Below are 16,893 nucleotides of genomic sequence, written 5' to 3'. Positions count from 1 at the left end.
CGATACTCGACTCCATTGTCCACACCACTTCAGGAGTCACTCATGTCCATTCCCGCATTCGGCCTCGGCACGTTCCGCCTGCAAGGCCAGGTCGTCATCGACTCCGTCAGCACCGGCCTGGAGCTGGGCTATCGCGTCATCGACACCGCACAAATCTACGAAAACGAAGCCGACGTCGGCCAGGCCATCGCCGACAGCGGCATCCCACGGGACGAGCTGTTCATCACCAGCAAGATCTGGATCGCCAACTTCGCCGAAGGCCAGCTGATTCCCAGCCTCAAGGAAAGCCTGCGCAAACTCCAGACCGACTACCTGGACCTGACCCTGATCCACTGGCCATCGCCGGAAGACCAGGTACCGGTCGCCGAGTTCATGGGCCAGTTGCTGGAAGCCAAGCGCCAGGGCCTGACCCGCCAGATCGGTATTTCCAACTTCACCGTCGACCTGATGAAGCAGGCAATTGCCGCCGTCGGTGCCGAGCACATCGCGACCAACCAGGTGGAACTGCACCCGTACCTGCAAAACCGCACCGTGGCGGAGTTTGCCAAGGCCCATGGCATCCAGATCACTTCCTACATGACCCTGGCCTACGGCGAAGTGCTGAAGGACCCAGTGATCCAGCAGATCGCCGAACGTCATCAGGCAACCCCGGCGCAAGTGACCCTGGCGTGGGCCATGCAACTGGGCTACGCGGTGATCCCGTCCTCGACCAAGCGCGCCAACCTGGCCAGCAATCTCAAGGCTCTGGACCTGACCCTGAGTGACGCTGACATGGCGCAGATCGCCGCCCTGGAGCGTGGCCATCGGCTGACCAGCCCCAAAGGCATCGCGCCGAACTGGGACTAAGCCGCAGGGCTGCCGGACAACTCCCGCAGCCACGGCAACACCCGCAACCCGTCGGTGGCTGACGGCGGGTCGATGATGTCCATGAAGTGTTCAAGGTTGATGCTGTCCGGCGTACCCGGCAGGCGCACCAGCAGGGTTGGTGCGGCGGCCGGCGTGCCCAGTTCGCGGATATCGTAGACCAGCACATGGCGAATCTGCGGGTGCTGTTCCTGGAAGGCCAGCACCCCGCCGTCGCTGTCTGCCAGCCCGGCGTTGATGATCAGCACATCGAACGGCCTGGCCGGAATCGCCGTGAGGATCCGCACTTCTTCGAACGTCTGCACCGGAACGATGCGGTAGTAGCCCAGTTGGTTGAGCATTTTTTCGATGTACAGTCGTTGCAGATGCTGTTCATCGGCGATCAGGAGGGTCAGTGCTTTGTTTGGCATGGCGAACACCTGAGCAAGAAGCGCTCGTGAAGGACTGGACGCACTATTTTCCAGACATATTCCGAAGACTAAATAAGGCTTGTTCCACCTTCACGTAGGAGTTGTCCCAAACAGCTCAATACCCCTCCGCACCGGTCAAGTCTGATTGCAATACCCCGACAGCGCGTGGTGCAGGTGCGCGAGCGCTTCATCCATGCCATCGACGGCACTGGCCAATTCGTCGCGGGCCTGACGTTCACAAACGCTTTCCAATACCTCGCAGCAAACCATCAGTGCATGGGCCTTGACCATCTTTGCCCCGCCCTTGGTGCGATGGGCCAGGTCATGCAGGCCGGCAAAGTCTGCCTTGCGTTGCAGGTTCACCAGCTGCCCATGGTCTGCCTCAAGGCTGTCGAGCAAGGGCGCCAGCAGCTCCTTCACCGCGTCGATATCCCCGCCGGTCAGTTTCTCAAGGTGGCTCAAGTCAAAGCCTGCCGCCAGCTCATCCGTGGTGCCGGGCGCCACCGAAGGTGTGGCCGTGCGCCGCGCCAGGGCCGCATGCAAATCCTCAAGCCCGGTGGGTTTGAACAGGCAGCCATCCATGCCCGCCTGCCGGCAGCGCTCGGCTTCCTCGGGCTGGGCGTTGGCGGTAAACCCCAGCAACAGGCACGGCGCCAGGCCACGCTCGCCCTCAAGGGTGCGGATATCCCGCGCCAACTCATAACCGTCCTTGAACGGCATATTGCAGTCGGTAATCACCCCGTCAAAATGCCCGGACAGCCACAACTCAAGCCCCTCGACGCCATCTTCGGCGGTGGTGATCCGGTGCCCCAGGAAGCTCAATTGCCGGGCCAGCAGCAGCCGGTTGGCCGGGTAGTCATCCACCACCAGAATGTTCAGCGCGTGGGCCGGCGGAGTTTCCACGGCAACCGGTACGGGCGGCATCAGCGTGCTGTCGGCGACTGCCAGCTCCAGGGTGACATCCACCCGAGTGCCCTGCCCCAGCAGGCTGCTCAATTGCAATTGTCCCCCCATCATCTCGCACAGGTTGCGGCTGATGACCAGGCCCAGGCCCGAACCGCTGCGCGCCGATTGCGCAGTGTTGCTGCCCTGGATAAACGGGTTGAACAGGCGCTTCTGGTCTTCGACACTGATGCCAATGCCGGTGTCTTCCACCCACAGCCTGAGGTTCAAGTAGCCGCTGGCAATCGCCGACGAGCCGGACGCGCCAAGCCGCACCCGGCCGTGAGGGGTGAACTTGATCGCGTTGCTCAAAAGGTTCGACACCACTTGCTTGAAGCGCATCGGGTCCACCAGCACGTACCGATCAATCAGCGGGTCGAGCTCCACCTGCAGTACCAGGCCCCTGGCCCGCGCCAGCCCCTCGAAAACCCGCGCCACCGACGCCAGCAACTCGTGCAGGTTCGAAGGCTCGAGGGTCAGGGACAGGTGGCCCGATTCTATACGCGCGATATCGAGGATATCGCCGATCAATTCCAGCATGCCCCGCGACGCATCGGCGGCCACCTCCAGCGCATCGCGGTCGGCCCGGTTCTGCTCGGCGGCTTTCAGGGCCAGTTCGATCATGCCGATCACGGCGTTCATGGGCGTGCGGATTTCATGGCTCATGGTCGCGAGAAACGTGGTCTTGGCGCGGTTGGCCGCGTCGGCATCCTCCTTGGCCTCCTGCAACTGGCCGAGCAGTTGCTGCCTTTCGCTGACATCCACCCAGCCGGCGATCATGCCCACCACCTGCTCATTACCGTCGCGGTACGGCAGCATCCAGTGGTAGATGGTCAGGACCGCACCGCCCGGCACCTTGAGCACGCGGTCCTGGATCTGTGGCTCGCCCCGCTCCATCAAGCGCAGGTAATCCTGATGAAAAGACTCGGCCTGGGGGCGATTGCCGGTGTCGGTCTCGACCACGGTTTTACCGGTCACGTCCTCCAGCTTGAAACCGAACACATCAAGGTAAGCGCTATTGCACGCCATCAGCCGGCCCAGGCGATCACGCACATAAATCGGATGGGGCGTGCCGTCGATCAGCACGCCCATAAAGCGCATCTGATCACTCAGCGCCCGTTCGGCCTCGACGCGCTTGCGTATCAGCTGACGCAGATAAATCGCCCAGCCGAGGGTGATCAGCAACAGCAGCGCCGCCAGGCTGAAACCTTGAATAATCGAATTGCGGTGCCGCGCCCAGTAGCTGTCTTCAACCAATACCTCGCTACGCCAGTGGCCAGCCAATTCGTCCATTTCCTGGGGCGTAATACTCAGCAGCGCCTTGTCGAGGATCGAATACAACTCCAGTTGGCTGCGGTTGACGCCAAAGGCTATACGGGCCGGCTCGGACCCGACCGTGCTGGTGATCCGCAACCGGTCACGGTACTCGCGGGCAATCATGTAGCGGGCGCTGATCAAGGTATTGACGGCGGCATCGGCACCGCCATCGGCCACCAGCTCCATGCCGTGCTCGGGGTTCTCGACGTCCACGAACTTGATGCTCGGATAGTCCTGGGCGATGCCCTCCTGCAGGCTATTGCTGCCAATCAGCGCCAGGCGCTTGCCGGCCATGTCTTCCAGGGTAAGGGGGCTGCCGTCATCAATGCGACTGACCAACACAAACGGATTGGTCAGGTAAGGCCGGGTAATGCGTACCTTGTCCGTGCGCTCGACGCTGGGGGTGACCACCGCGATCATGTCTGCACCACCGGTGTTGACCCTGTCGATTTGCCGGAGCATCGAGGTGCCGGGAATGAAGTCAAACTTCAATCCCGTGCGCAAGCTGATGCGGGCCAGCACCTCGGCGCTCAACCCTTCGAACGCGCCCTGCTTGTCGATAAATGAAACCGGCAGAAACTTGTCGAGTACCGCGACCTTGATCCTCGGGTTCTTGTCCAGCCAACGCTGTTCACTGGCACTCAAGCGCAGCCGGTCCGCCCCCAGGAACCCCAGGTTGCCGGCACTCCAGCGCCGCAGGATTTCCATCTGCTCGCTGACCGGGATCACCGCCAGTGCCGCATTGATGATCGACAGCAAGCGCGCGTTGTCCCGGGAAAATGCAAACGCGAAGGGATTGACCTCAAGTGACGAGAAGTCGGCCATGCGGACGTTGTTCAGGTGGTTCCTGTTGATCAGGTAGTTGGTGCTGATTGCATCGCCGAGGTAAACATCTGCATGGCCGAACGCAACCGCGCCGATGGCCTCGAAGGTTGAAGGGAACAGCTGGATCCGGGCATTGGGGTAAAACGCCTGCACCGCGTCAGGCTGCATGTAGTGATAAAACATCGCCACACGTTTATCGGCCAGGTCGCTGCTCAGGCCCTGGCTGTCACCCGTGCGGGTGACCAGGGTCGGTTGATCCATGGCATAGGAGCGCGAGAGCACCAGCTGCGGGTCTGCCGCTTCGTAGCCGTTGGCAGATCCCACAAAATCCACCTCGCCACGCTTGAGCGCGGTGATGACTTCATCGCGATTGTCGTAGCGGCGCACTTCTATCGTGATGTTCAGCGCATCGGCGATCAGCGACGCGTAATCCGCCGTAATCCCCTCAAGTTCATCGCTGGTGCTCAACTCGAATGGTGCGTAGTCGGGCCCAGAGACCCCCATCACCAACCGGCGCCGTTCGCGCAACCAGCTCCACTGCGTTTCATGCAGCTGTACGGCGGGCGTTTCAATGACGGAATGCCCCAACAGATACAGGGTGCGTGGCTCGCCAAGCGCCAGGCCTTGTGTGCAGAGCGCGCCCAGCAGCACACTTGCGCTGAGCCACAGGACCCGAAAGTTGATCATTTCAGATCAGATGATTGCGCTGGGCGAACTTGGACAAATGCACCACCGACGACATCCGCAGCTTCTCCTTCAGTCGGGTTTTATAAGTGCTGATGGTCTTGTGGCTGAGCAACATGTCCTCGGCAATTTCCTTGTTACCCAACCCCAGCGCCAGCTTCTGCAGTACGGTCAGCTCGCGGTCGGAAAGCTCTGCCACCAGGTCCTGCTCGGTGGATTGCAAATCGTCGCGGCGCACCGAGCTGGTGGGCAGGCTCGGAAAGCAGCTGTAGTTGGACATTACGGCCTTGATCGCTTTTTGCAGCTCATCCAGCTCGCCGGTCTTGGCGACAAACCCCATCGCGCCTGCACGCATGCAGCGGGTGGAAAAAAACACCGCCAGGTAGGACGTCAGCACCAGGATCTTGCACGGCAGGCCCAGCGCCTTGATCCGGCTGATCACCTCCAGGCCACCCAGCTTCGGCATCGCCAGGTCGAGGATGATCAGTTCGGGGCGTTCCTCCCGGGCAATCTGCATGGCATCGGCGCCGTTGCCGGCCTCGAAGATCGTGTCGAAGCCTTCCTGCTTCAGCAGATAGCGGACGGTTGCGCGGATAAATGGATGGTCATCCACGATTAAAGCTTTGCTCATAAGGCTCCCCTGGGAGGATTCAGTACCGTTACACATCACACGGGACCTATCTACCTGTGAGAAATGACAGTTCCGACGAACGGAACTGAACAGTCCTACAAGCAGCAGTCGGGTCCCTCCATTTGAACAGCGCATAACCCTAGGTAGGCGGCACCTGCGTGCCTGGCTAGTCGCAAGCGCGCAACCTTACCAATGGAACGGCGTAACAACTGAAGGGATAGTCCCAGCTGTATGTAGGACTTTTCCTCACCATAAGCATAGTAAAGAGCCGGTCCCGGGGGCGCCAAGGCGGCCTAGTCGGTGGTACTCGGACTCCAGAACGCTTGCACCACGAGGGCTGAAGTGGAAATACGGGCCACCAGCGCATCCAGTTCGTCACCGTCTACCGAGGTCACGGCCAGCGTCGCCTCGATTTCCACCTCTTCAGGACCAAAGGGACGTACGTCCACATCACTGGCCGGGTAGTTGCAGCGAGCAAGTTCGGCTTCGAGCAAGGCCAATACCGCCTTCTGCTGGGTACGCCGGGCCACCACATACAGAATGTTGGTCACCTCGGCCGACACCACGTCCAGTGGCTGGCGGTTGATGTTATTGACGATCGGGCGCAGCAGCGTGTTGGCCGCCAGCACAAACAGTGTACCGAGCAGCGCTTCGAGGATCAGGTCGGCACCGGCACAGGCACCCACCGCCGCCGACGCCCAGAGCGTGGCCGCAGTATTCAGGCCGCGCACGTTGCCTTCTTCACGCATGATCACACCGGCACCGAGAAAACCGATGCCCGAGACCACATAGGCCACGACCCGCACCGCCCCTTCGGCGCCGCCCAGGCGGTTGGCCATGTCGACGAAAATCGCCGCTCCCACCGCCACCAGCACGTTGGTGCGCAGCCCCGCCGTGCGCTGGCGGTACTGACGCTCAAACCCGATCAGGCCACCGAGAATGAAGGCCGCGGTGAGGCTGACCAGCGTGTCGATCAGCGAGTTGAGGTTGATGTTGTTGATTGCTTGCATAGGCGTCTTCCCTATTCATTACCAGCCAAACTTACGCGAGGAAACCTTCGGCCAGGTACGACCATCCTGGGCCGTGATTGAGTCACGGGCACGACAGGACAGGCCCGCCCGTCGCAAACGACAGGCGCGTCCGCAGTACCGCGATGCAAGGCATCACGTACTGTTAGCGTCGATGAGAGGGAATTCGGAATCGGGCCAGGACTGGCCGCCATCGAAATGCCGCTTCTCGCTTCTGGGCGAGACAACGGCATCGGAAAAATGCGCGTTATCTTGCCAAGTATGTGCCGGTTATCGAGACCGGCCGACGACTGTCACTCGAACAAGTACCCACTGAGGGTCTCCGCTATTGATGAAAACGCGCGAAGCTTACGCTCCGAATTAATGAGAGTAAACCGTAGGAAAATTTACCCGATGGGTTTGGGCAGGTTCTTCAGGGAGGGTTCAGGTACGCACCACTGCGCAGCTCTCCCCCCCGTAGCAGCTGTCGAGCCCAAGCGAGGCTGCGTCGGCCACACTGCGATCATCAAGCCAGACACTCCACCGAGTCGCCGAACGCAGCCTCTCCCAGGCTCGACAGCTGCTACGCAGAAGACGGTCGATCACGCTCCACCAGCGCCAAATACTCATTGATCGCCCCACCCGCCAACGCCTTCACCTGAATGGAAACCCGATTCACCTGCCGCCCCATCTCGATGCCATCCCGAGTCCGCACCTGAACATACCCAAGCCGGGGCCAGAACCGCTCAGCCTTGACGTTCCCCACCACCACCGTCAACCGCAACCAGCGTGCGCCCAGGCTCACTACCCAATCCTGGAAATCGGCATGCAACTGCCGCGCAAAACCGCTGCCATGCAACGGCGTGGCCACCAACAGCAACCCGATATGCCAAACCCCGACCGCCAACAGATCCGACGCCACATTCACCACCGCAACCAACTGCCCTTCGGCATTGCGGTAGCCAATCCAATACATCCGCGTGTAGCTCCAGGTGTCGGGCAGTTCAAGAGTCAACTCATCCCGAGCCTCCGTGGGTGTGGCTGGCTCACCGTTGACCGCGAGAAAATATTCCGGGGCTGCTTCGAAAAAGCGCTGCAGCTCGGCTTCATCCTCAAGGGTCAGCTCAACCACCCGAATGCCCGCTATCGAACTGCGCGGCAACTCCCCTGCTTCAACAACATCCATGTTCACCGCCCCTCAATCATCCCGCGTCAGTACTTCCAGCAACTCAATCTCAAACCGCAAATTACTGTTGGGCGTGATATGCGCCCCCATCGAGCGCTCGCCGTAGGCCAGGTGCGCCGGCACGAACAACGTGCGAATGCCGCCAACTTTCATGCCCATCAGACCCTGGTCCCAGCCCTTGATCACGCGACCGGTGCCGATCACGCATTGAAACGGCTTGCCGCGTTCCCATGAGGAGTCGAACACCGTGCCGTCTTCCAGAGTGCCGGTGTATTGCGTGGTGATCAGGGCGCCTTTGACCACGGTTTTGCCGTCGCCGAGGCGGATGTCGGTGATTTCCAGTTCGGTGCTCATCGTGCTCTCCCGCTATCCAAAGTCACAGCCAATGCCAGAACCGGCTCCAGAACCCACGCCCCAGATCATTCTTGCAGCCCGCATATTGCGCCGCATACATCTGCGAACGCGCCTGCACCTTCCCCGCCACCGGCATCAGCCAGGCTTTGCTCGCGTAGGTACGCTGCCGGTAACCGCCCCAACCTTCGTGGTAATTCAGGTACTGGCCGTAGGCATCGTATTTGTATACGCCGTTGATGGTGTAGGTCTTGTCCATGTACCAGCCGACAAAGTCGATGGCGTCGTCAAAGTCCTGCCGGCTGGCGCCGTAGCGTCCGGTGCTTTTCTGGTAGTCGCTCCACACTTCATCCTTGGCCTGGGCGTAGCCGGAGGCCGTAGACACACGGCCCCAGGGGATGATCCACAGCAGGTACTTGCGTGGGGTCTTGGCGTCCTGCCGGAAGCCCGATTCCTGATACATGATCGCGAACGGCACCTGGATCGGCACGCCCCAGCGCGCCTGGGTCACCTTGGCGGCGTCGTACCAATCGTCTTTTTCGCGGAAGATGCCGCAGATGTCGTTGGGGGTGCGGGGTGGCGAGGTGCCGCATCCCGCCAATAAGGCGGTGAGCAGCAACAGCCCTGCGGTTTTTCCTGCGTTCAAAAGCTCACCGTCTCGTCGTGAGAATAAAAGGCGGGCAGTTTACTCGTTCGCCGGGGTTCCTGCAGAGGTGAAAGCAACACGAATCTTGTGGCGAGGGAGCTTGCTCCCGCTGGAGTGCGAAGCGCTCCCGGACCGGTTGACGCGGTATGCCCGAGGCACTGCGATCATCGGTTTTGGGGCTGCTGCGCAGCCCAGCGGGAGCAAGCTCCCTCGCCACATTTTGGTGGGTGGTTCAGGCAGTGACGACCGCCGTCAGTTCCAGTTCCAGCAGGCCGTTACTGGGTAATCCCGCCACGCCCACCGCCGAACGCGCATGCCGGCCGTGCTCGCCAAACAGCTCAATCAACAGTTGCGAGGCGCCGTCGACCACCTTGGAGAAGCCCTGGAAACCTTCCCCGCCAAACACAAATCCGCGAACGAACAGGATGCGCTCGACGTTCTCCAGCCCTACCGCCTGGTCCAGCACGCTCAAGGCCCGCAGCACACAGGTCTGCCCTGCTTCGTTGACCAACTCCGTAGAGGTCTGGTCCGTCACCGGCCCGGTAATCACGCTGTCACCCTGCCGACAAACCTGCCCGCTGACATACGCCACGCCTCCATGAATCGTCACTGGCACGTAGTCTCCCTTGGGGCTCGGCGCCTCGGGTAATTCCAGCCCGAGGGCTTGCAGTTTTTCGCGCACGCTCATGCCGGTTCCTCGACAAATTCCACATGCCCACCCAGCCAGCAACCTTGCACCTGCCCCGCTTCATCCCGGCGAAACCGCAGGGAGATTTGCGAAGGTCGGCCCATGGCCCGGCCCTGGCGGATGTGCACTGGGCGATCATCTGCCGTCACCAGGCCATTCTCCAACAAGCCAAACGCCAACGCGGCAGCCGCGATGCCGGTGGCGGCGTCTTCCGGGTAACCCGAGGACTTGGGAAACTGCCGCGCATCAAACTGTCGCCCGTCCAGATCCGATGGCGCATAGGGGTACAAACCGGTGGAGCCGATGCGCTCGCACAGTTGCTGCATCCGCCGGTAATCCGGTTTCAGGCTATCCAGTACCGCCACGCTTTTCAGCGCGATCAGGGTTTTCACCCGGCTGGTGCAAGCGTTCTGGATCGGCAGCGGTGCCAGTTCGTTGGAAGTGATGCCGAGTACCGACAGAATCTCGGCCTCGACTTCGGCATCGTTCAACGCCTCGACCTGGCCCTTGGGCTGGCTGATTTCCACCTGGATATCCGGGGTGCCCGCAGCGGTGATCCGCGCATCCACCGGACCGCTCAGGGTCGATAACGTCAGGCGGTCCTTGTGCAGCATGCCCAACCGATCCAGCAGCCACACCGCTCCCACGGTGGCGTGGCCGCACATTTCCATCTCGTGGTTGGGCACCCAGAAGCGCAAGGCAAAATCGAACTCGCTGCCAACCGGTGCGGCGAACACGAAGCCGCACTCATGGCCATAGTCGCGGGCGACCTGCTGCATGTCGGCATCGCTCATGCCATCGGCGACGGCCACGGTTGGCGCGGGGTTGCCGCCACGGACGGTGGCGGGAAAAACATTGACCAGGTGAACCTCGGGCGTCATTTCGCCTCTCCCTGAAGGGTGGAAACAGTCGGCGCCACGGCGTCGACGATGGAGTTGGTGTAGACCTGCTGCGGGTCGAGTTCGACCGGGTCGCTCTCCACAGCGTTCATGAAGCGGATGTTTTTCTCAACGCCGTCTTTCTCGATGCGCGGCGTGGCCGGGTAGGACGGCAGCGAAGCGGTCCAGGCAGCATTGAAGATGGCGGCGTCGGTGTGGGCGAAATACGGGCGCACCGACTCGCGGGCCTTGTCCGGGTCGCTGGCAATCAGGTGTTCGGCACGCCACAGGGCGCGGACCATTTTTTCGGCCGTGACCTTGTTGCTGGCCAGCCAGTCTTCACGGGCAATCATCGCAGTGAAGAGGAAGCCGTCCAGGGGTTTGTATTCGCCCTTGGCCAGGTCCATCAACACAAAGCCGCCTTGCTTCTCGGCGGTAGTGATGGTGGGTGGCGACAGCGAGAAGCCGTTGATGCTGCCCTGGGAAAACGCCGCGAGCATGTTTGGCGCGCCGCCGATGGGCATGATGGTGAAGTCTTTGTCCGGGTTGAGCCCCGCATCCTTGGCCAGGTAGCGCACCAGCATGTCGGTGGTGCTGCCAGGGCCGGTGACGCCGATCTTCAAGCCCTTGAGGGCCTGGGCACGGGCGGCCAGGGATGAGGTGGCCGACACGCCGGCCTTTTGCGCCGAGGCACCGTCGATCACCACGGTGCTGCCGAACTGGGTTTGCACGGCGGCGAACGCCTGGACATTCTGGCCTTTGGTGCGGGCGCGCACCGCGACGGCGGGCAGGCCGACGTAAGCATCCGCATCACGCCCCAGCACGGCGGTGAGTGCTGCCGAGCCGCCTTTCTGGAATACGATGACGTCCACATTCAGGCCTTCATCGGCGAAGTAGCCTTGCTTCTGCGCGACGTAAATCGGCACATAGAGGAAGCCTTCGCTGGGGAACGCCAGGGTGACTTTGGTCAGGTCCCGGGCCTGCGCGGCGGGCAGGCATGAGGCGAGTAAAACGCTGGCGATGAACAGTGGTTTGAACATGATCAAGCTCCGCAAAAATAAGGGGTTAAACCGCAACTTCACGTTCCGCTTCGTTGGCCTTCCACGGCATCAACTTGCGTTCGGCCAGCTTCACCGCCGTGTTCAGGATCAGCGCGAGGGCGATGATCCCCACCAGTGCGGCAAATACACCGGCGGTATCGAACTGCGAGGCTGCATCCGAGAGCAGGTAGCCCAGGCCCCGGTTGGCGGCGATGATCTCGCCCACCAGCGCGCCGATCAGCGCATAGGGCACCGACAGGCGCAGGCCGGTGAATACCCAGGTGAAAGCGGACGGGATGACCACCATGGTCAGCAGGTCGCGCTCCTTGGCGCCCATCAGGCGCAGGATGGTCAGTTGCTCGCGGGACACGTTGCGCACGCCGCTGTAGGTGTTGAGGAACACCAGGAAGAACACCACGGCCGCGGTCAGGATGACTTTCATCGGCAAGCCGATGCCGAACCAGAGGATGAACAGTGGCGCCAGCGCGACTTTCGGCAAGCTGTAGAAGGCGGTCAGGAACGGGTCGAGAATATCCGCCAGCAGCTTGGCGCGGCCCAGCACCAAACCGGCGATCAAGCCTGCGAGGGAGCCGAAGAAGAAGCCCAGCACGGCTTCCAGGGTGGTGATGCCGGCGTGATAGAAGAACACCCCGTTCATGAGGATTTTCCACAGGCTTTGCGCCACCGCCGAAGGCCGGCTAATGAAAAATTCCACGCCGAACCAGCGGGACACACACTCCCAGAACACCAGCAGGAAAATCAGGAACAGCAAGCGATAGACCTGGATCATACGACCTCCAGCGAGTGAGCCAATGAGGCGGGATCGGCAGCACCGGCGACGTCGGGCGCCAAGCGTTTCCAGAGGGCGGCGCAGAGTTCCACGTAGCGTGGGTCAGAGCGCAATTGCACCAGGTTGCGTTCACCGCCCAGGGGAATATCGAGCACATGGTCGATGGTGCCCGGGCGACCGGCGAACACCACGCAGCGGTCCGCCAGCGCGATGGCTTCATCGACATCGTGGGTGACGAACAGCACAGTCTTGTTGAGCTTGCGGCACAGGCGCAAGAGTTCGGTCTGCAGGGTCAGGCGCATCTGCGCATCAAGGGCGCCGAAGGGTTCGTCCATCAGCAGGGTTTCCGGGTCGCTGGCCATCAAGCGCGCCATGGCCGCGCGTTTGCGCATGCCGCCGGAAAGCTGGTTGGGGTAGCTTTCGCCAAAACCGGTGAGGCCCACCAGCGCCATCAGCTCCTCGACGCGGCTGTCGATTTGAGACTTGGGCATGCGGCGGATTTGCAGCGGCACGGCGATGTTGCCGGCCACGGTGCGCCACGGCAGCAAGTGGTCGGCCTGGGTCATGTAGCCGACACGGGTGTTGACGCCCTTGACCTCGGCGCCGTCGTAATGCACCTGGCCCTCCGTGGGGCCGAAGAGCCCGGCGGTCATGTTGAGCAAGGTGGACTTGCCGCACCCCGAAGGGCCGACCAGGGTGATGATTTCGCCCCGCTGAACTTCAAGCGATACGTTGCGTACGGCCACAAACTGGCGGCCCTCGACTTTGAAGCTTTTTTGCACCCCTGCGAAGTTGATAAAGGGTTTTGCACTCACCGCCCCTCCTCGTCCGGTAGGCCGAACTTGTTTGTTGTTGACGGGGTGAGGATGAACGGATGACGGATTTGCGGCGCACGGGATCGGGCCGGATCATGCGCGGGATCGGGACATCAAAAAAGTTGAGGCGGTATCAGCCGCGGCGCCACTCATCCGGCGACACGCCCAGCACCCGGCGAAACACATGGGCCAGGTGTGACGGTGACTCATAACCGACGTTATTGGCGATCTCCAGCACCGACATGCGGGTGTGCCGCAACAACGTCTGCGCGCGCTCCAGGCGCAGGCGCTGGACGTACGCCAGCACCGTCTCGCCGGTGTGCAGCGCGAACAGCCGGGTCAGATGGCGGCGCGACATGTGAAACGTCTCGGCGATTTCATCCAGCCCCGGCGCATGTTCGAGGTTGCCTTCCACGTACGCCTTGACGTCACGCACCAGCATGGCGCCGTGGCGCTCGGTAGATGAGCGTTGCAGACTCGGCTGGCTGAGGGAAATCGCCAGGCATTCGAGCAGCAGCAGGTGATCGGCCTGGGCCACCTGGCGGCGGCGGTCGATGTACAGGTCGGGTTGGCTGAAGGCTTTTTTTGCCAGGAGCAGATGGTGCAACGGCGCGGAGATTTGCCAGATGCCCAGGGTGGGCACGCGCAGCAAGCGGTTGGCGTCACCGGACAGGTCACGCAAGGCGTAGTGCATGTAGTCGGGGTCGACGTAGAACGCCACGTGGCCCTGGCTGGCGGTGAGTGACGAGGAGGAATGGCTGGATTGCGGCGGCACCAGTACGAACTGGCGGTCGATCACCGAGGTGGTGCGCCCGCTTTCTTCATCCTTGAAACGCAACAGGCCGTGCTCGGGCACCATCAGCATGAATTCGTCGTGGGCATGGGCCCCGGTTTCATAGGCGCCGTTGGAGTTGAAGACGCTGTAGATGTCGCGCATCGCCAGGCACTGCCAGTGGATGTTGGAGTGCTGACACTAGCATGTTTGGTGCCAGCGAAGCATTGTGGCGAGGGAGCTTGCTCCCGCTGGACCGGGCTGGCGCTCCAGTGCGTAGCGCGCCCCTCTTTTTGGGGCCGCTTCGCAGCCCAGCGGGAGCAAGCTCCCTCGCCACATAGATCACCTCAGGTCATGATCAGGCCAACGGTACACGACGGGTGGAAATCGCCAGGCGACCCACACCGAAGCTCAACGCTGCGCCCAGCAGCAACATCAACAAGGTGCTCCACGCAGCACGGGACAGTTGCTTGGCCGCGACTTCACCGGCTTCACGGGCTTTCTGTTCAGCCTGTTGCTTCAGTTCGTCGACCTTCTGCACGGCCTGCTGGTAGGCCTGGGCGTAGTTGTCGACAATCTGGGTGGCCTCAGCCTGGCTCTTGCCGGTACGGGCCGCAACAATGTTGACCAGTGCCTGCTTGTCCGCCGCGTTCAACGCCGGCTCACCGGAAGCCTTGACCCGCTCGAACCACTGCTTCAATTCATCACCAGCCTGGGCTGGGTTGGTCGCGGCATCGTTGGCCGACTGCTTGCCGTCCGCAGCCGCCTGATCGGCTTTTTGCTCAACGTTGGCCGGGTCCAGTTCAGGTTTGCCGCTCTGCTTGAGCAGTGTGTCGAGCTGACCTTGCAGGCTGTTCCAGTCCAGCTTGATGCCCTGCTCATTCAGTTGCTGCTTGACGCTGTCGCTGATACCCGGCGCCACGGCGGCGATCCCGCTGCCGGCAGCCGACAGGCCCTTGCCGACGACATTGCCCGCCGCTCCCACAACGCTGGTGGCCAGCGCGGCCAGCAGCCAGGTGGTGAGCAAGGTGGTGATGGTCCAGCTCAGCACGCCGTGCAGGCCGCCGCGATCCGGCGCGGTGCGCCCGGCCACGAATGCACCGGCACCGATTGCCAGCAGCGTCGAGACAAACAGCCAGATCCCGGCACCGGTGCCGAAGCCGCTCAGCGGGTTACCCGCGGCCATCGGGTCTACCGCGCTGGCGCCAATCGCGGTGCCAAGTACGCTCAATACCAGATAGGTCACCAGGGCAATTGCACTACCGGCCAATACCGAGCCCCAGGACACACGAAACAGCGAACGGTTGGTTTCATAGACAGTGGTCATGTTAAATCCTTTGAACAGTGGGTAGGTGGCCAGTTTGGCGAGGCGCCTGCCCTGCGGTCTCGACACAATTGCACTAGGCGCACTGGTGCATTCGCACCCCGCGCCGGGCACTTTCTCTGCACTATCCTGAGCCTCAGGTGTCGTACTTCCCATGCGACTTACCCCAGGAGAAACCATGAGCCAGGCCGTCCTCGCCAAAGAAACCAACCGCCGCCAACTGCAGCAGATCATCTCCGGCTTGTCCGATGGGGTGATCCTCGCCGAGGCCGACCAGACCATACTCTGGGCCAATGAAGCCGCGCTGCTGATGCATGGCGTGGATAAAGTCGAAGACCTGGGTGCCAACACCAAGGAATACGCCGCGCGCTTTGCCTTGCGGTATCGCAACAACCACCCGTTGGTGCTGGAGAATTATCCTCTGAGCCGGGTGGCAGACGGTGAAGAGTTCAGCGATGTGGTGGTGGAAGTCACCCCCACCGGCGACGAGGAAAAAGTCTGGGTGCATCGCCTGCGCAGCCTGGTGCTCGACGACGCGTCGGGCGAGCCGGAATTGCTGGTGTTGATCCTAAGCGACGCCACCGAATGGGCCAGCGCCGAACAGCGCTTCGAAAAGACCTTCAATGCCAACCCGGCGCCGGCGGTGATTTGCCGCCTGAGCGACCTGCGCTACATCAAGGTCAACCAGGGCTTCCTGGAGATGACCGGCTACAACCGCGACCAGGTGATCGGCCACTCGGTGTATGAACTGGACGTGCTGGAACAGGCCGAAAACAAGGACCTGGCCGTCAAGCGCCTGGGCGAAGGCGCGACCATTCCACAGATGCAAGCCGAACTGAAACTGCCCGAAGGCGGCAGCAAACTGGTGATCGTGGCCGGCCAGCCGCTGGACATGAATGAGGAAGACTGCATGCTGTTTTCCTTCACCGACCTGGAGCCTCGCCGCAAGGCCGAAACCGCCCTGCGTCAGAGCGAGGAACGCTTCGCCAAGTCGTTCCGCCTGACGCCGGTGCCGACCCTGGTGTGCAACGCCGCCAACCGCCAGGTGGTGGATATCAACGAAGCCTTCATGACCATCACCGGCTATACCAGTGAAGAACTGATCGGCAAATCCATCGAAGACATCGACTTTATCGACAGCCCCCAGGCCTGCACGCAACTGTTCACCACCCTGGAAAAAGCCGGCAACCTCGACGGCCTCGACCTGAAGATTCGCAAGAAAGGCAATGAGCTGATCGACTGTGTGCTGTCTGCCGACACCGTCAGTATCCAGGATGTGCCCTGCTACCTGCTGGTGCTGATGAACATCACCGAACGCAAGCGCTCCGAGCTGGAACTGGTGGCCGCGATCGAGGAAGTGATGCAGGACGCCTCATGGTTCAGCCAGACGCTGATTGAAAAACTGGCCAACGCCAAGAGCGTCAACAGCCCCAATGTACCGAACATTTCCTTTACCGACCTGACCGCCCGCGAGCGCGACGTACTGGGGTTGATTTGCGAAGGCCTGGCCGACAAGGAAATCGCTTCGCGCCTGAAACTGGCACCCAACACCGTGCGTAACCATGTGGCCACGGTGTACTCCAAACTGGGGGTGCATAGCCGTAGTGCAGCCATCGTGTGGGCCCGTGAGCGCGGGCTGTTTGCCGGTGAGTTGCGGGTTAAAAAGCCGAAATAGAGTGCAAATGCACTAGTGCGACCGGTGCAAATTCGCCTTATTGCGCGG

Annotated in this window: 16 protein-coding genes; 2 read left to right on the top strand and 14 right to left on the bottom strand. The window is 61.7% G+C overall.

What is annotated here, in order from left to right; all coding sequences use genetic code 11:
- The first annotated feature begins 42 nt into the window (after positions 1-42).
- Positions 43-846 carry a 2,5-didehydrogluconate reductase DkgB gene (gene dkgB / locus HX786_RS28970; protein ID WP_003211554.1) on the top strand — a complete coding sequence of 268 codons (804 nt, stop codon included), beginning with the start codon at positions 43-45 and terminating at the stop codon, positions 844-846.
- Here the strand turns inward: dkgB and HX786_RS28965 are convergent.
- The 14 genes from HX786_RS28965 to HX786_RS28900 form a co-directional block, all read right to left on the bottom strand.
- On the bottom strand, positions 843-1,274 hold the full coding sequence (locus HX786_RS28965; RefSeq protein ID WP_003211555.1) for a hypothetical protein: 432 nt from the start codon (positions 1,272-1,274) through the stop codon (positions 843-845). The genes dkgB and HX786_RS28965 overlap by 4 nt on opposite strands.
- Positions 1,275-1,409: 135 nt before the next feature.
- Complete coding sequence (locus HX786_RS28960) at positions 1,410-5,045, bottom strand: transporter substrate-binding domain-containing protein (protein ID WP_178912945.1); 3,636 nt, start codon at positions 5,043-5,045, stop codon at positions 1,410-1,412.
- 1 nt (position 5,046) lies between these two features.
- Complete coding sequence (locus HX786_RS28955) at positions 5,047-5,673, bottom strand: response regulator transcription factor (protein WP_003211560.1); 627 nt, start codon at positions 5,671-5,673, stop codon at positions 5,047-5,049.
- Positions 5,674-5,966: 293 nt separating this feature from the next.
- Positions 5,967-6,683: an MgtC/SapB family protein gene (locus HX786_RS28950; RefSeq protein WP_003211562.1), complete on the bottom strand. Its 717-nt coding sequence runs from the start codon at positions 6,681-6,683 to the stop codon at positions 5,967-5,969.
- Between the two features lie 580 nt (positions 6,684-7,263).
- Positions 7,264-7,866 carry a GNAT family N-acetyltransferase gene (locus HX786_RS28945; protein ID WP_134326880.1) on the bottom strand — a complete coding sequence of 201 codons (603 nt, stop codon included), beginning with the start codon at positions 7,864-7,866 and terminating at the stop codon, positions 7,264-7,266.
- Between the two features lie 12 nt (positions 7,867-7,878).
- Positions 7,879-8,220: an FKBP-type peptidyl-prolyl cis-trans isomerase gene (locus HX786_RS28940; RefSeq protein ID WP_003211564.1), complete on the bottom strand. Its 342-nt coding sequence runs from the start codon at positions 8,218-8,220 to the stop codon at positions 7,879-7,881.
- Positions 8,221-8,242: 22 nt separating this feature from the next.
- The gene (locus HX786_RS28935; protein WP_023658938.1) at positions 8,243-8,863 is read right to left on the bottom strand and encodes a hypothetical protein; all 621 of its coding nucleotides are present in this window, start codon (positions 8,861-8,863) and stop codon (positions 8,243-8,245) included.
- A gap of 232 nt (positions 8,864-9,095) precedes the next feature.
- Complete coding sequence (locus HX786_RS28930; RefSeq protein WP_102604868.1) at positions 9,096-9,551, bottom strand: RidA family protein; 456 nt, start codon at positions 9,549-9,551, stop codon at positions 9,096-9,098.
- Entirely contained in the window at positions 9,548-10,432 is an 885-nt protein-coding gene (locus tag HX786_RS28925; protein ID WP_178912944.1) for a PhzF family phenazine biosynthesis protein, read from the bottom strand. The genes HX786_RS28930 and HX786_RS28925 overlap by 4 nt, the downstream gene beginning before the upstream one ends.
- Positions 10,429-11,469 carry an ABC transporter substrate-binding protein gene (locus HX786_RS28920; protein ID WP_102369372.1) on the bottom strand — a complete coding sequence of 347 codons (1,041 nt, stop codon included), beginning with the start codon at positions 11,467-11,469 and terminating at the stop codon, positions 10,429-10,431. Before HX786_RS28920 ends, HX786_RS28925 begins: the two co-directional genes overlap by 4 nt.
- A gap of 25 nt (positions 11,470-11,494) precedes the next feature.
- Positions 11,495-12,259 carry an ABC transporter permease gene (locus HX786_RS28915; protein ID WP_008435867.1) on the bottom strand — a complete coding sequence of 255 codons (765 nt, stop codon included), beginning with the start codon at positions 12,257-12,259 and terminating at the stop codon, positions 11,495-11,497.
- A complete protein-coding gene (locus HX786_RS28910; RefSeq protein ID WP_178912943.1) occupies positions 12,256-13,074 on the bottom strand; it encodes an ABC transporter ATP-binding protein in 819 nt (272 codons plus the stop codon). The genes HX786_RS28915 and HX786_RS28910 overlap by 4 nt, the downstream gene beginning before the upstream one ends.
- A 133-nt stretch (positions 13,075-13,207) precedes the next feature.
- Entirely contained in the window at positions 13,208-14,011 is an 804-nt protein-coding gene (locus HX786_RS28905; RefSeq protein ID WP_178912942.1) for an AraC family transcriptional regulator, read from the bottom strand.
- A 193-nt stretch (positions 14,012-14,204) separates the two neighbouring features.
- Complete coding sequence (locus HX786_RS28900) at positions 14,205-15,173, bottom strand: hypothetical protein (protein WP_177009748.1); 969 nt, start codon at positions 15,171-15,173, stop codon at positions 14,205-14,207.
- A gap of 175 nt (positions 15,174-15,348) precedes the next feature.
- On the opposite strand from HX786_RS28900, the gene HX786_RS28895 reads away from it, so the two are divergent.
- Positions 15,349-16,845, top strand: a complete 1,497-nt coding sequence (locus HX786_RS28895; protein WP_003211582.1) for a PAS domain S-box protein — start codon at positions 15,349-15,351, stop codon at positions 16,843-16,845.
- The last annotated feature ends 48 nt before the right edge of the window (positions 16,846-16,893 follow it).

It is taken from the genome of Pseudomonas sp. 21615526 (genome assembly GCF_013386245.1).
In the GTDB taxonomy this organism is placed as follows: Bacteria; Pseudomonadota; Gammaproteobacteria; order Pseudomonadales; family Pseudomonadaceae; genus Aquipseudomonas.
This window is presented reverse-complemented; position numbering and strand designations above follow the sequence as displayed.